Genomic DNA, 12,563 nt, shown 5'->3' with positions numbered 1-12,563 from the left:
CCGGCACCTCGGCAAGGTCCATTGCCTTGGCCGCCCGCAATCGGCCGTGCCCGGCGATCAAGTTGCCTTGCGGATCGGTGAGGATCGGATTGGTGAACCCGAAGGCGCGGATCGAGGCGACGATCTGTTCGATCTGGCGCCTGGGATGCGTCCGCGCATTGCGGGGATCGGGGGTCAGGCTGTCGATCGGCTTGTAGACGACCGTGATCGGGCGATTGGCAGGGCTGGCTGCCGTCATGGGAGTTGCTTCCATGCCTGGAACTATAGAGGAACGAAACATGTTCAAAAAGGATACGGTATCACCAACCCGTGGATAATCGGACGACGCGCAAATCCCGGTCATTTCGACTGGACTGTGCCGCGAACCTGAGCATTGCTGTTCCCGCGCCCGGCTAGCCGGGCTCGTGCCGGTAGCGGCGGCTATTTTGTCGCACGCAGCAACCGGAAGAACGATCATGACCCAAGATGCACCCAGCAAGCGCCGCCCGCGGCGGATGGCCCGCGAACCTCAGACCGGTACTGCCGCCGCCGTGATTGCCAAACCGCCATCCCGCCTCGACCAATTGCAGGACCTGCTGAGCCGCGAGGGTGGGGCCACCATCGCCGACATGGTTGCCGCAACAGGCTGGCAGCAGCATTCGGTGCGCGGCGCGATGGCTGGCGCCCTGAAGAAGAAGCGCGGGCTCGTCATCACCTCGGACAAGGCCGATGGCGTACGCCGCTATCGTGCGAGCCTGCCGTCGTGACCGACAAGGATGTGACACGGCAGGTCGCCGCAATCGAGCAGATGGATATCGAGGCCCTGCGTGTCTTCTGGAGGCGGCGCTATGGCGCGCCGCCTCCTTTACGCTCCGAACCCATCCTGCGCATGCTGCTGGCCTGGCGTGTGCAGGCCGACGCGTTCGGCGGGATCGATCGCGAGACCCGCCGCGCGCTGTCCCGCACCGGTACGGTAGCGCCTGAAGGCCACCATCTCGGGATCGGTGCGCGGCTCACCCGCAACTGGAAGGGCCGCGAAGTTACCGTCGTGGTCGAGGAAGCGGGCTTTCGCTGGGATGACCAGCTGTTCGCCAGCCTGTCGGCGGCAGCCAGTGCCATTGCCGGCAGCCGCTGGAATGGCCCGCGCTTCTTTGGTCTGAGGGACGGCGCATGAGCGGCAAGCCGAAGATCCAGCGCTGCGCGGTCTACACCCGCAAGAGTTCGGACGAAGGGCTGGAGCAGTCGTTCAACAGCCTCGACGCCCAGCGCGAGGCGAGCGAAGCCTATGTGAAAAGCCAGGCCAGCGAAGGCTGGACCTTGCTGCCCGCTCATTACGACGATGGCGGCTATTCGGGCGGGACCATGGAGCGGCCCGGCCTCAGGCAACTGCTCGCCGATATTGAAGTCGGGCTCATCGACATCGTTGTGGTCTACAAGATCGACCGACTGACCCGTTCGCTCACCGACTTCTCGCGCATCGTCGAGATCTTCGAGAAGGCGAACTGCAGCTTCGTCTCGGTCACCCAGTCGTTCAATACCACCAACTCGATGGGGCGGCTGATGCTCAACGTCCTCTTGTCGTTCGCCCAGTTTGAGCGCGAAGTGACCGGCGAACGCATCCGCGACAAGATCGCGGCCTCCAAGGCCAAAGGCATGTGGATGGGCGGGCTGGTGCCCTTGGGCTATGATCTGCCGGCAGCCGGTACGCGCAAGCTCCTCGTCAATGACGCCGAAGCGGCAGCCGTGCGGCATATCTTTACGCGGTATCTTGCACTGGGTTCAGTCCATGCTCTGCAGCGCGAACTTGCCGATGCCGGTATCGTCTCAAAGCAGCGCGTGACCGCGAAGGGCCAGACGCTGGGTGGTACGGTGTTCAGCCGCGGCGCCTTGTTCCACCTGCTACGCAACCGCCTCTATCTCGGGCAGATCGTCCACAAGCAGCAGATTCACGATGGCGAGCACGATGCCATCGTCGATCCAGGCTTATTCGAGCGCGTGCAGGCCATGCTCGATGCCAATGCGCGCCGGCATCATGCCGCGGCCGATCACCGCATCGTCAGGGCGCCACTAGTGGGCAAGCTGTTCGATGCTGCTGGCGAAGCGATGAGCCCGACCTTCTCGCGCGGCAAGTCCGGCAAGGCCTATCGCTACTATGTCTCGGCTTCCTTGCAGCAGGGCATGCCATCAAATCGGGAGGACCTGGTTCAGCGGCTGCCGGCGCCCGAGATCGAACGGATCCTGACCGAGGCGATCATGCGATGGCTGCCCAACACCCACAAGCCGCTCGACGTGATCCGCAAGGCCCGCTTGTGTGACGGCGGGTTCGAGCTCGACCTGGCTGGCAAGCATGCCAGGCAGATCGCCGGGCGCCTGCAGGAGGGTGAGCGCATTCTCCACTCCGTCACACAAGCCTGCATCGCCTTCCTGCCGCTCGCACTGCCCTTGCGCGGCGGACGCCGCATGGTCATCGCCGGCAGTCGTTCGTCGCCCCGGCCCGATGCAACGCTGGTCGATGCGCTCCGCAGGGCCCATCGCATGGTCGAGCGCGATAGAACCGGTATGCCGGTGATCAGCGCTGCGCCGGTATCGCCCTATGACCGCAAGATCCTGCGGCTTGCCTTTCTTGCTCCCGACATCCAGCGCGGCATCATCGAAGGGCGTCAGCCGCACGGGCTCAACCTGCAGACATTGATCGGTATGGCGCTCCCCCTGGACTGGTCCGCGCAGCGCCATATCCTGGATTGGCCAACTCGAAGCTGATCCCTGTTATCGCGACTATCAGGCCCTGTTCTGACGATTAGGGCCCCTGTTATGGCCGATTAAATAGCCTGTTCCGGCGAATAACAGGGAAACGCAGAAAACGGGATACAACCCACAGATAAGACGCGGTTTTCTGGCAGCGCAAATCGCCGAAGGTACCGGAATCGACCTGTTTCGGCCCCCGAATACACGATTTTCCCTGTTCTTCCCTGATAAACAGGGAAACCGAACCGATGGCGATCCGCCCGGAGACCGGCCTGTGAATACGGGTCTGATAACGCCGGAGACGGCCGCCTCTTCTCGCCGCTGTTACGGATTGGGACGCGCAAACCCGCCTGTTCCGCGCCCTTGCGCAGAGTGTCTGTTAGCGGAGACCAGTGCTGGGGGTTCGTGGCGGAGAGGGTGGGATTCGAACCCACGGTACGGTTTCCCGCACACTGCATTTCGAGTGCAGCGCATTCGACCTCTCTGCCACCTCTCCGCTATCGAGGATCGCTTTGCGGGTTGCCCCACAGGGTCGAACGAAGCCGCGCGGTTAGCCGATGCATGGCGGCTTGCCAAGGGCAAAACGACCGATCTGCGGGGTGCTTGTCGACAGCGCCGCGCGGCGCTGTTGTTTCGCACCTGCGATAGGCCTATATTCCACCGCATGACCGGATTTTTCCGTAGCGAGCCAGACGCCGATCCGTCCGTTAAGGCCGATCGAGCAACCTATTTTTCACCGCAGGCGGGCCGTGCGGTTTCAGCGCCATCCGTGGCGATAGCGCGCTTTGCCATCGGCGATGTGGTCAGGCACCGGCACCACGACTTCCGCGGCGTGATTTTCGATATCGACCCGGTCTTCGCCAATAGCGAGGAATGGTACGAATCAATCCCGCAGGCGGTGCGCCCCGCCCGTGAACAGCCCTTCTACCACCTTTTCGCCGAGAGCGAGGACGACAGCTACGTCGCCTATGTCGGCCAGCAGAACCTGATCGAAGATGGCGATGCCGGGCCGATCGAGCATCCATCGATCGACATGGTCTTCGGCGATTTCCTCGAGGGGCGTTACGACCTTCATCGCAGCCTGAAGCACTGACCCCAGTCCTTGCGCTCCATGAAGCGCAAGCATCTCAGCTCCGCAGTTTCCAGCCTGAGCGCAGGACGAGGTAGGTTGCAAGGCCAAGCACGACGTTTAGCGCGCCCAGCCCCAATGCACCGTGCAGCACGGCCATGTTGGTATCGCCGATGTCGCTTTGCCCGAGGAAGCCGAAGCGGAAGCCGCTGATCACGTAGAAGAACGGGTTCAGCCGGCTGACCGACTGAAAAAACGGCGATAGGTTGTCGATCACGTAGAAGGTGCCCGACAGCAACGACAACGGCGCCACGACGAAGTTCGTCACGGCCGCGTTATGATCGAACTTTTCCGCCCAGATCGACGTCAACACGCCCAGCAGCGACAGCATGATCGCCCCCATCAGGCCGAACCATGCGACGGCCCACGGATGATGCATCGCCAGGCTCACGTCGGGATACAGCATCATCGCAAGCGCCACCGCCGACCCGACAAAGACCGCGCGAGTAACCGATGCGCCGACCAGACCGACAAGCAATTCGAAGTTGCTCAACGGCGGCATCAGGTAATCGATGATTGTCCCCTGGATCTTTCCGCCCAGCAGCGAAAAGCTGCCGTTGGCAAAAGCGTTTTGCATCATGCCCATCACGATCAGGCCCGGCGCGACAAAGGTTGCGAAGTTGACGCCAAGGATTATCCGGTCCCCGCGCCCCATCGCGATCGTGAAAATAACGAGAAACAGCATGGTTGTTATCGCTGGAGCCCAAACCGTCTGCATCTGCACCTTGAAGAAGCGGCGCACCTCTTTCATATAGAGGGTCCACAGTCCCAGCCGATTGACTCGACCCATGACGGGCGTACCCGGCGGGCTGAATTTGATCATGCGGTCTGTGTCTGGTGCAGTTTCGATCATGGATGGTCATGCGGTTACCGGCAGGTTTCCACGATGGCAAGTGAGCTGAATATCGGCATGGTGCCGGCGAATTAGATTTGATGGAGTTTGCATGAGCTGGACCGACGAACGGATCGAGAAGCTGACCAAGATGTGGGAAAGCGGATCGACCGCCAGCCAGATCGCCGAGGAGCTGGGCGGAGTGAGCCGCAATGCCGTGATTGGCAAGGCCCATCGGCTTGGCCTAAAGGCGCGCCCTTCGCCGGTGAAGGAAAAGCCGGCCAAGGTCGCCGACGAGGCGCCCAAGCCAAAGCCGAAGGTTGACCCCAAGCCCAAGGTCGAAGCCGCGCCCCGTCCCGCAGCGCCCGCCCCCGCACCGCGCGCTGCTGCCCCTGCACAGCCGCAGCAGGCCGCGCAACAGCCGCTTCCGCCCAGCAGGCACCCGCGCATCGTTTCGGTCGGCCCCGGTGGCTTCTTGCGTCAGGGTCCGGGCGATCAGCAGCCGCCGATACCGCCGGCCCCGCCGCGCCGCCTGGTTCCGGCCAAGCCGAGCACGGATATCGAAGGCAAGACCTCGCTGCTCGATCTGAACGAGCGCATTTGCCGCTGGCCGATGGGACATCCGGGCGAACCCGATTTCCATTTCTGCGGCGACAAGGTGAACCCCGGGTTTCCTTATTGCGTCGAACATTGCGGCCGGGCCTATCAGGCACAGCTGCCGCGTGGTGCACGCCGTCCACCTCCGCCGTTGCCGTTCGGTGGCCCGCGCGTGCGCTGAGGTCCGCTGACAGCGCTTGAAAAGAAAGGCCCGCTTCCTAACACAGGAAGCGGGCCTTTCTTTTGCAGCAAACCTTCGATCAGCGCGGGTGCGCGAACCAGATCGTATGACGCGGCCCCTTGCCGTTTGGCCTTGCCCGAACTTCCACCGGATCGACGTCGAAACCCGCTTTCGTGAGCTGACGCGTAAAGCGCGGGTCAGGCGCCGCCGACCAGATCGCCAACACGCCGCCCGGCCGCAACGCCCGTTTCGCGGCAGCCAGCCCGGCATTGGCGTAAATGCCGTCGTTTTCGGGGCGGACCAGTCCGTCGGGCCCATTATCGACGTCGAGCAGGATCGCATCGTACCGGCCCTTACCCGCGGAGATCACCTTCGCCACGTCCGCCACCTGCAGTTCGACCCGTGGATCGTCTAGACAACCTTGCGCCACGTCGACCATCGGTCCGCGCGCCCACTCGATGATTTCGGGCACGAGTTCGGCCAGCGTCACCCGCCCCCGCGTCCCTGATTCTGCGTCCATCCGCGCCAGCGCAGCGCGCAAGGTGAAGCCCATGCCGTATCCGCCGATCAGGATGTGCGGATCGGGCGTGTCCAGGCGGTCGAGCGTCAGTTCGGCGAGCTGTTCTTCCGAAAAGCGCATCCGAGTGCTCATCAATTCGTTGCGATCCAGCGCGATGATGAAATCGCGTCCGTGCGAGAAAAGCTGCAATTCGGCCCCGCCCGGCACTTGCGCCGTGCCCAGCAATTTGCGTTCGAGCATTGGTTTCACCTTTACGAATGCAAAAAAGGGCCGCGATCGCTCGCGGCCCTTTTAACTTGGGTTCGTTCAGGCCGGATCGAATTCCGGCATGATCGATCAATCGTCCTTGAGGAACGCCGGCATGTGATCGGGGTTGCCCCCCTCCTTGCCGCCGCCTTCATTTTCGCCTTCGCTGCGTTCGCGGCGCGGGCCACGGTCGCCGCCACGGCCACCACGATCGCCACCGCGGCCACCGCCACGGTCGCTACGCGGGCCACGACGGTCACCGCCGCGGTCGTTGCGCGGTTCACGCGGTTCGCGTGCCGGACGGGTGTCTTCCAGCTCTTCGCCGGTTTCCTGATCGACGACGCGCATCGACAGGCGAACCTTGCCGCGCGGGTCGATCTCGAGAACCTTGACCTTGACCTCCTGCCCTTCGGACACGACGTCGGTCGGCTTTTCCACGCGCTCGTTCTTCATTTCGGACACGTGGACGAGACCGTCCTTGCCACCCATGAAGTTCACGAATGCACCGAAATCGACGATGTTCACGACCTTGCCGGTGTAAACCTTGCCGACTTCGGCTTCCTCGACGATGCCCTGAATCCACTTGCGTGCGGCTTCGATCTGGCTGAGGTCCGAAGACGAGATCTTGATCAGGCCTTCGTCATCGATATCGACCTTCGCGCCGGTTTCGGCGACGATCTCGCGGATCACCTTGCCGCCGGTGCCGATGACGTCACGGATCTTCGCCTTGTCGATCTGCATCGTCTCGATACGCGGAGCGTGTGCCGAGAGCTCGGTACGGGCAGAACCCAGAGCCTTGGTCATCTCGCCCAGGATGTGGGCGCGGCCTTCGTTGGCCTGGCTCAATGCCTGGGTCATGATCTCGCGCGTAATGCCCGCGACCTTGATGTCCATCTGCAGCGAGGTGATGCCCTGTTCGGTCCCGGCCACCTTGAAGTCCATGTCGCCAAGGTGATCTTCGTCACCAAGGATGTCGGACAGCACGGTGAATTCGTCACCTTCGAGGATCAGGCCCATCGCGATGCCCGAAACCGGGCGCGTGATCGGTACGCCGGCATCCATCATGGATAGGCAGCCGCCGCAAACCGTCGCCATCGAGGACGAGCCGTTGGACTCGGTGATGTCGGACAGAACGCGGATGGTGTAGGGGAAATCCTCCTTCGTCGGCAGCACCGCACGCAGCGCGCGCCATGCCAGCTTGCCGTGGCCGATGTCGCGGCGGCTGGGCGCCCCAAAACGACCGACTTCGCCGACCGAATAGGGCGGGAAGTTGTAGTGCAGCATGAAGTTCGAATACGTCAGGCCTTCCAGCCCGTCGATCATCTGCTCGGATTCCTTGGTGCCCAGCGTGGTCGTGCAGATCGCCTGCGTTTCACCGCGGGTGAACAGCGACGAACCGTGCGTACGGGGCAGCAGGCCGACGATCGCTTCGATCGGTCGGACCTGCGTGGTCGTGCGACCGTCGATGCGGGTGCCGTCCTTCAGGATCGCGCCGCGAACGATTTCGGCTTCCAGCTTCTTGACTGCCTTGCCGGCCGTCATCTGGGTCTGGCCGTCCGCTTCGGCAAAGGCTTCCTTAGCCTTGGCGCGCGCGTTGTTCAGGGCTTCCGAACGCTGCGACTTGTCGGTCAGGCGATAGGCGGCGGCGATGTCGTCACCGACGATGCCGCGCAGCTTTTCCTTGATCGACGACATGTCGTCCGACGTGCTGATTTCCCAAGGTTCCTTGGCAGCCTTTTCGGCCAGCTCGATGATCGCATTGACGACCTTCTTGCATTCGTCGTGTGCGAACATGATGCCGCCCAGCATGATTTCCTCGGAAAGCTCCTTGGCTTCCGATTCCACCATCATCACGGCATTGCCGGTCGCGGCCACGATCAGGTCGAGGTCGGTTGCGGCAGCATGGTTCTGCGACGGGTTCAGCGTGTATTCGCCGTCTTCGTAACCGACGCGGCAAGCGCCGATCGGGCCCATGAAGGGCACGCCCGAGATGGTGAGCGCAGCCGACGCGGCGATCATCGCCAGAATGTCGGGCTCGACTTCGCCATCATAGGACAGGACTTGCGCGATCACGTTGATTTCGTTGTAGAAACCTTCGGGGAACAGCGGGCGAATCGGACGGTCGATCAGGCGGCTGGTCAGCGTTTCCTTTTCGGTCGCGCCGCGTTCACGCTTGAAGAAGCCACCGGGGATACGGCCGGCGGACGAGAATTTTTCCTGGTAGTGAACGGTGAGCGGGAAGAAATCCTGCCCTTCCTTCACTTTCTTCGCGGCGGTGACTGCGCACAGCACCACGGTTTCGCCATAAGTGGCGAGGACCGCGCCGTCAGCCTGACGGGCAATGCGGCCGGTTTCCAGAGTGAGGGTCTTTCCGCCCCATTCCAGCGATACGGTTTTCTTGTCGAACATATGATTTCCTTATGAACCCGCGGTGCCAAATTGCAGCGCGGGGCCTACTTGCCGGGGGGTTCCGTCCCGGTCCGGTGTGGGGCCATTCATCGCGCCCCCGGGTCATCCCGCCGAAATGCGGAACATATCCCAGATGTGGAAAGCGGCCCACCTTGGGGCCGCTTCCGTTCATCAGCTTACTTACGCAGGCCGAGCTTCTGGATCAGGGAGTTGTAACGCTCCACGTCCTTTTTCTTCAGGTACGCCAGCAGCGAGCGCCGCTTGTTGACCATCACCAGCAGGCCACGCCGCGAGTGATTGTCCTTGTGGTTACCCTTGAAATGCTCGGTCAGGTTGCGGATACGCGTGGTAAGGATCGCGACCTGTACTTCGGGACTGCCGGTGTCGTTTTCCGCACGGGCGTGGTCCTTGATTACTTCCTGTTTCTGTTCGGCTGAAATCGTCATAATTCGTACTCCGCGACATCATGCTTTCAAGTTGAAGCCCCGAAGGACCCTTGCCTCGCCGCCTTCGACTTCCATCAGGGCCACGGGCTCATCGCCCAGTCGTCCCCAGTATGTGCCGTCGGGTTGAGGCAATCCGGACAGTTTCCGGCCCTGTCGGACCGCCCCTGCCGCGTCCGGATCGAGGTCAAGGGCCGGGATGTCGTCCAGCCCCGCCTCTAACGGCAGGATGATATCTTCAAGGGACGCGCCCTTAGCCAAATCGTTCAGTTTGTCCAGCGAAATCGCGCTTTCCAGGGTGAATGGACCGGCTTTCACGCGTCGCAGCATCGTGACGTAGCCGACGCTGCCAAGCTCACAGGCGATGTCCCTTGCGAGGGATCGTATATAGGTACCCTTGCTGACATTTGCCAGCAGCGTCACCGAATCCTCCGTCCAGTCCATGACGTCCAGCGCGTGGATCGTGACCGAACGCGCTTCGAGCACGACGTCCTCGCCCGCGCGAGCGAGGTCATAGGCGCGCTTGCCGTTGATCTTGAGCGCGGAGTAGGCTGGCGGCATCTGTTCGATGGGTCCGGTGAAGTCGGGCAGAATCGCTTCGACCTCGGCGCGCGTCGGGCGAACGTCGCTGGTGGCGCAGATTTCGCCTTCTGCGTCCAGCGTCGTGGTTTCGGTGCCGAATTGGACGGTGAATTCGTATGCCTTGGTCGCGTCGAGCATCCGGCCCGCAAGCTTCGTCGCCTCTCCCACCGCGATGGGCAGTACGCCCGTCGCCAGCGGGTCGAGCGTGCCGCCATGGCCGACCTTCACCTTACCGTATCCCGCCTCACGCAAGTTGCGCTTTACCGCCGCGACCGCCTGCGTCGAGCCCAGCGTCAGCGGCTTGTCGAGGATGATCCATCCGTTCGGCATGAATCAGTTCCCCGCAATGGCGACGGCAAGCGTCATGAAATGGGATCGCAGCCATTCGACCGGGGGGAGGATGATGCGTTCGATGATCCCCGCATCGGGAAAGGCCCAAGTCGCCGCGATCAGGATCACGAACAGGATCATGCCGACCGGGCGCAGCTTTTCGTAGGCCGCCGCCCATTTGCGGGGCAGCAACCCTTCCATGATGTGCGAACCGTCGAACGGCGGGATCGGCAGGAGGTTGAAGAACGCGAGGAAGAGATTGATCAGGATCGCGTAGTTCAGCGCCAGGACAACCAGAGCCAGTCCATCGCCCGGCGCGCCCGTCAGCCCCCGCGCGACAAGTCCCAGCACGATCGTCGCCACCAGCGCCAGCAAGATGTTGGTGCCCGGCCCTGCGGCAGCGACCGCCATCATGCCGGTGCGCGGGTTGTTCAGCCGCCATTTGTTCACCGGCACCGGTTTCGCCCATCCGAACACCGGCCCGCCGACCAGCGCCAGCGCGCCCGGCACCAACAGCGTACCGACCGGATCGACGTGGCGCACGGGGTTTAGCGTCAGCCGCCCCCGCTCCTTTGCCGTGGTGTCGCCAAGGGCAAGCGCCATCCAGCCGTGGGCCACTTCGTGGAACACGATGGAGACGATGAGCACCGGGATCAGGATCGCGGCGAGGATCAGGGTTTCGGACATGGTTGCCTAGATAGGGGGCGAAGGGTCAGCCTGCCAGCGCCTCGCTGAAATGCTTGCGGCAAAGCGCAACGTAACGGTCGTTGCCGCCGATTTCGGTCTGCGCGCCTTCGACGACAGCGCCACCGCCCGCATCGACGCGCAGGTTCATCGTCGCCTTGCGCCCGCAATGGCAGGCCGCCTTCAATTCGATCAGCGCATCGGCAATGCCCAGCAGCGCCGCCGCCCCTTCGAAAAGTTCACCCTGAAAATCCGTGCGCAGACCATAGCACAGCACTGGGATGTTCGCCTGATCCGCCAGCCGCGCGCATTGCCACACCTGATCGCGGGTCAGAAACTGCGCTTCGTCGATCAACACGCAGGCGAGCGGTTCGACATGATGCGCGGCGGTAACGCGGGCGTGAAGATCGGTTGCTGCGTCGAAGCGGTGAGCTTCTGCCTCAAGCCCGATGCGGCTGGCGATCGCCTTGCTGAGGGAGCGATGGTCCAATGCCGCGGTCCAAAGCATCGTCGCCATGCCGCGTTCGCGATAATTGAAATCGGCCTGAAGCAGGTTCGTCGATTTCCCGGCGTTCATGCTGGCATAGTAGAAATAGAGCTTGGCCATACCCTCGCTTACGCTCTGCGCTCAAACCTTGCCGACCCGTTCGTTTGGGTCGCGCTCGGTTCAATCTTCGTCGGCGACGTCGCGGCGAACGCGCGGATCGTCGAGCAGCCGGTCGATCCGGGTCGCCTCGTCGAACGTTTCATCCAGCCGGAACTGCAGCTTGGCTGCGTTTTTCAGGCCTAGCCGCTTGGCCACCTCGCGCTGAAAGAACGCGGTGTTGACCTGCAACGCCTTCACCACCTTGCCCTCGTCAGTGCCCAGCAACGGCTTCACGTAGACTTTCGCCTGCCGAAGGTCGGGCGTCATGCGCACTTCAGTGATGCTGACCGTCGTCGAGGACAAGACATCGTCGTGCACCTGCTGGCGGCTCAACAGCTCGCTCAACACGTGGCGTACGCGCTCACCCACCTTCAACAGGCGGACGGAGCGATCTTCGGGAGTGGTCGTGGGGCGTGCCATGGCAATACCCGACTTGGGATAGGCTGCGACAATTTGCAACAAACCGTGACGAAGCCTTCCACCGTCACGGCCCGTCGTTGCCCTGAAACCGCCAATCGGCGGAGAATAATCGTGAATACCCGCAGCGGGGTATAGGTGCGCCAAGGACCAGAAGTTCGATTCCAGTAAGGCTGCCGCTACCGCCTGGTGAAATTTCGCGACAATCGCAGCCTGTCTGGCCCGCCCTCTGGCTATCGCTTGGTTCGTGACGCCGACCAGGCGCTGCTTGTCGCCATCACGCCATCTTGTCCAATATGCGTTTCAGGCTTTGCATGTTGCGGCCCGTCACGCTGCAACCCAGTCGACGCTCGATGAAGGGACCCGTCAGCCTGCTGCCCCCGACGCCCGAAACGTAATCGACGTGAAGCGATCGCTCTCCGGCGGCGATCCGCTCTGCGCCGCGTCCCGTGTAATCGGCAATCACCCGTTCGACATTCGCCGGACTGACTGGGCCCGATGCGAACAAAGTATGGACAAGATTGTCCTGCCCGTCCGCGCTGAACGGGTTACCCTCTATCGCCGCGCGAACTTCGTCGATGCTGCGCACTGCGGCAAATGTGTCGAAGCCAAAGCGATCCTTGACGATATACGCGAGCATCTCGGACAACCCCTCTGTCGGGCGGTCATCGAACGAGAACAGCACGTTGCCGCTGGCGACGACGGTTTCGACGTCCTCCAGCTCCTCCCGTTCAAGCACATGGCGCAGATCGGCCATCGCCAGCCGGTTGCCGCCGACATTCATGCTGGCAAAAAAGGCGCAGTAACGAGGCATCGAAAAGTC

General features: G+C 62.6%; 15 protein-coding genes and 1 tRNA gene. 5 read left to right on the top strand and 11 right to left on the bottom strand.

Translation table 11 applies throughout. From position 1 onward, the window contains the following. The coding region (locus EKN06_RS15000; RefSeq protein WP_240655057.1) for a ParB/Srx family N-terminal domain-containing protein at positions 1–253 on the bottom strand (253 nt) is incomplete at its 3' end. A 202-nt stretch (positions 254–455) separates the two neighbouring features. Between EKN06_RS15000 and EKN06_RS14995 the strand changes: the two genes are divergently transcribed. The 3 genes from EKN06_RS14995 to EKN06_RS14985 are packed head-to-tail and all read left to right on the top strand — an operon-like array spanning position 456 to position 2,739. Continuing rightward, positions 456–746 carry a DUF3489 domain-containing protein gene (locus EKN06_RS14995; RefSeq protein WP_127613711.1) on the top strand — a complete coding sequence of 97 codons (291 nt, stop codon included), beginning with the start codon at positions 456–458 and terminating at the stop codon, positions 744–746. Continuing rightward, positions 743–1,153 carry a DUF2924 domain-containing protein gene (locus EKN06_RS14990; protein WP_127613710.1) on the top strand — a complete coding sequence of 137 codons (411 nt, stop codon included), beginning with the start codon at positions 743–745 and terminating at the stop codon, positions 1,151–1,153. The genes EKN06_RS14995 and EKN06_RS14990 overlap by 4 nt, the downstream gene beginning before the upstream one ends. After that, a complete protein-coding gene (locus tag EKN06_RS14985) occupies positions 1,150–2,739 on the top strand; it encodes a recombinase family protein (protein WP_127613709.1) in 1,590 nt (529 codons plus the stop codon). Before EKN06_RS14990 ends, EKN06_RS14985 begins: the two co-directional genes overlap by 4 nt. Before the next feature lie 391 nt (positions 2,740–3,130). Here EKN06_RS14985 and EKN06_RS14980 read toward each other — a convergent pair. Beyond that, a tRNA-Ser gene (locus EKN06_RS14980) sits at positions 3,131–3,220 on the bottom strand. A gap of 168 nt (positions 3,221–3,388) precedes the next feature. Between EKN06_RS14980 and hspQ the strand changes: the two genes are divergently transcribed. Then, positions 3,389–3,817 carry a heat shock protein HspQ gene (gene hspQ / locus EKN06_RS14975; protein WP_127613708.1) on the top strand — a complete coding sequence of 143 codons (429 nt, stop codon included), beginning with the start codon at positions 3,389–3,391 and terminating at the stop codon, positions 3,815–3,817. Between the two features lie 34 nt (positions 3,818–3,851). Here the strand turns inward: hspQ and EKN06_RS14970 are convergent, their stop codons facing one another. Beyond that, on the bottom strand, positions 3,852–4,676 hold the full coding sequence (locus EKN06_RS14970; protein WP_240655055.1) for an ABC transporter permease: 825 nt from the start codon (positions 4,674–4,676) through the stop codon (positions 3,852–3,854). 121 nt (positions 4,677–4,797) lie between these two features. Here EKN06_RS14970 and EKN06_RS14965 point away from each other — a divergent pair, with 121 nt between their 5' ends. After that, on the top strand, positions 4,798–5,463 hold the full coding sequence (locus tag EKN06_RS14965) for a GcrA family cell cycle regulator (RefSeq protein WP_127613706.1): 666 nt from the start codon (positions 4,798–4,800) through the stop codon (positions 5,461–5,463). A 79-nt stretch (positions 5,464–5,542) separates the two neighbouring features. On the opposite strand, the gene EKN06_RS14960 is transcribed toward EKN06_RS14965, so the two are convergent. From EKN06_RS14960 to EKN06_RS14925, 8 genes are all read right to left on the bottom strand, one after another. Then, positions 5,543–6,223 carry a spermine/spermidine synthase domain-containing protein gene (locus EKN06_RS14960; protein WP_127613705.1) on the bottom strand — a complete coding sequence of 227 codons (681 nt, stop codon included), beginning with the start codon at positions 6,221–6,223 and terminating at the stop codon, positions 5,543–5,545. 96 nt (positions 6,224–6,319) lie between these two features. Further along, positions 6,320–8,638, bottom strand: coding sequence for a polyribonucleotide nucleotidyltransferase (gene pnp, locus EKN06_RS14955; protein ID WP_127613704.1), 2,319 nt, complete (start codon positions 8,636–8,638; stop codon positions 6,320–6,322). Positions 8,639–8,814: 176 nt separating this feature from the next. Continuing rightward, positions 8,815–9,084, bottom strand: coding sequence for a 30S ribosomal protein S15 (rpsO, locus tag EKN06_RS14950; protein WP_127613703.1), 270 nt, complete (start codon positions 9,082–9,084; stop codon positions 8,815–8,817). An 18-nt stretch (positions 9,085–9,102) separates the two neighbouring features. Continuing rightward, a complete protein-coding gene (gene truB, locus EKN06_RS14945; RefSeq protein ID WP_127613702.1) occupies positions 9,103–9,993 on the bottom strand; it encodes a tRNA pseudouridine(55) synthase TruB in 891 nt (296 codons plus the stop codon). Positions 9,994–9,996: 3 nt separating this feature from the next. Continuing rightward, positions 9,997–10,680 carry a site-2 protease family protein gene (locus EKN06_RS14940; protein ID WP_127613701.1) on the bottom strand — a complete coding sequence of 228 codons (684 nt, stop codon included), beginning with the start codon at positions 10,678–10,680 and terminating at the stop codon, positions 9,997–9,999. Positions 10,681–10,705: 25 nt separating this feature from the next. Beyond that, positions 10,706–11,284, bottom strand: coding sequence for a thymidine kinase (locus EKN06_RS14935; protein ID WP_127613700.1), 579 nt, complete (start codon positions 11,282–11,284; stop codon positions 10,706–10,708). Positions 11,285–11,344: 60 nt separating this feature from the next. Further along, positions 11,345–11,743 carry a 30S ribosome-binding factor RbfA gene (rbfA, locus tag EKN06_RS14930; RefSeq protein ID WP_127613699.1) on the bottom strand — a complete coding sequence of 133 codons (399 nt, stop codon included), beginning with the start codon at positions 11,741–11,743 and terminating at the stop codon, positions 11,345–11,347. A gap of 274 nt (positions 11,744–12,017) precedes the next feature. Further along, positions 12,018–12,554 (bottom strand): DUF1697 domain-containing protein, encoded by a 537-nt coding sequence (locus EKN06_RS14925; RefSeq protein WP_127613698.1) that lies wholly within the window; start codon positions 12,552–12,554, stop codon positions 12,018–12,020. Positions 12,555–12,563 lie beyond the last annotated feature (9 nt).

The sequence above is a fragment of the Croceicoccus ponticola genome, assembly GCF_004004515.1.
Classification (GTDB): domain Bacteria; phylum Pseudomonadota; class Alphaproteobacteria; order Sphingomonadales; family Sphingomonadaceae; genus Croceicoccus; species Croceicoccus ponticola.
The sequence above is the reverse complement of the archived record's forward strand: the minus strand, read 5'-3'. Positions and strand labels throughout refer to the sequence as shown.

Bases quoted from the DNA above. Each gene is read 5' to 3' on its own strand.
- EKN06_RS14935 (WP_127613700.1), bottom strand. From the start codon at position 11,284: ATGGCCAAGCTCTATTTCTACTATGCCAGCATGAACGCCGGGAAATCG.
- truB (WP_127613702.1), bottom strand. From the start codon at position 9,993: ATGCCGAACGGATGGATCATCCTCGACAAGCCGCTGACGCTGGGCTCG.
- rpsO (WP_127613703.1), bottom strand. From the start codon at position 9,084: ATGACGATTTCAGCCGAACAGAAACAGGAAGTAATCAAGGACCACGCC.
- EKN06_RS14995 (WP_127613711.1), top strand. From the start codon at position 456: ATGACCCAAGATGCACCCAGCAAGCGCCGCCCGCGGCGGATGGCCCGC.
- EKN06_RS14960 (WP_127613705.1), bottom strand. From the start codon at position 6,223: ATGCTCGAACGCAAATTGCTGGGCACGGCGCAAGTGCCGGGCGGGGCC.
- pnp (WP_127613704.1), bottom strand. From the start codon at position 8,638: ATGTTCGACAAGAAAACCGTATCGCTGGAATGGGGCGGAAAGACCCTC.
- EKN06_RS14985 (WP_127613709.1), top strand. From the start codon at position 1,150: ATGAGCGGCAAGCCGAAGATCCAGCGCTGCGCGGTCTACACCCGCAAG.
- EKN06_RS14940 (WP_127613701.1), bottom strand. From the start codon at position 10,680: ATGTCCGAAACCCTGATCCTCGCCGCGATCCTGATCCCGGTGCTCATC.
- EKN06_RS14970 (WP_240655055.1), bottom strand. From the start codon at position 4,676: ATGATCAAATTCAGCCCGCCGGGTACGCCCGTCATGGGTCGAGTCAAT.
- EKN06_RS14965 (WP_127613706.1), top strand. From the start codon at position 4,798: ATGAGCTGGACCGACGAACGGATCGAGAAGCTGACCAAGATGTGGGAA.
- rbfA (WP_127613699.1), bottom strand. From the start codon at position 11,743: ATGGCACGCCCCACGACCACTCCCGAAGATCGCTCCGTCCGCCTGTTG.
- EKN06_RS14925 (WP_127613698.1), bottom strand. From the start codon at position 12,554: ATGCCTCGTTACTGCGCCTTTTTTGCCAGCATGAATGTCGGCGGCAAC.
- hspQ (WP_127613708.1), top strand. From the start codon at position 3,389: ATGACCGGATTTTTCCGTAGCGAGCCAGACGCCGATCCGTCCGTTAAG.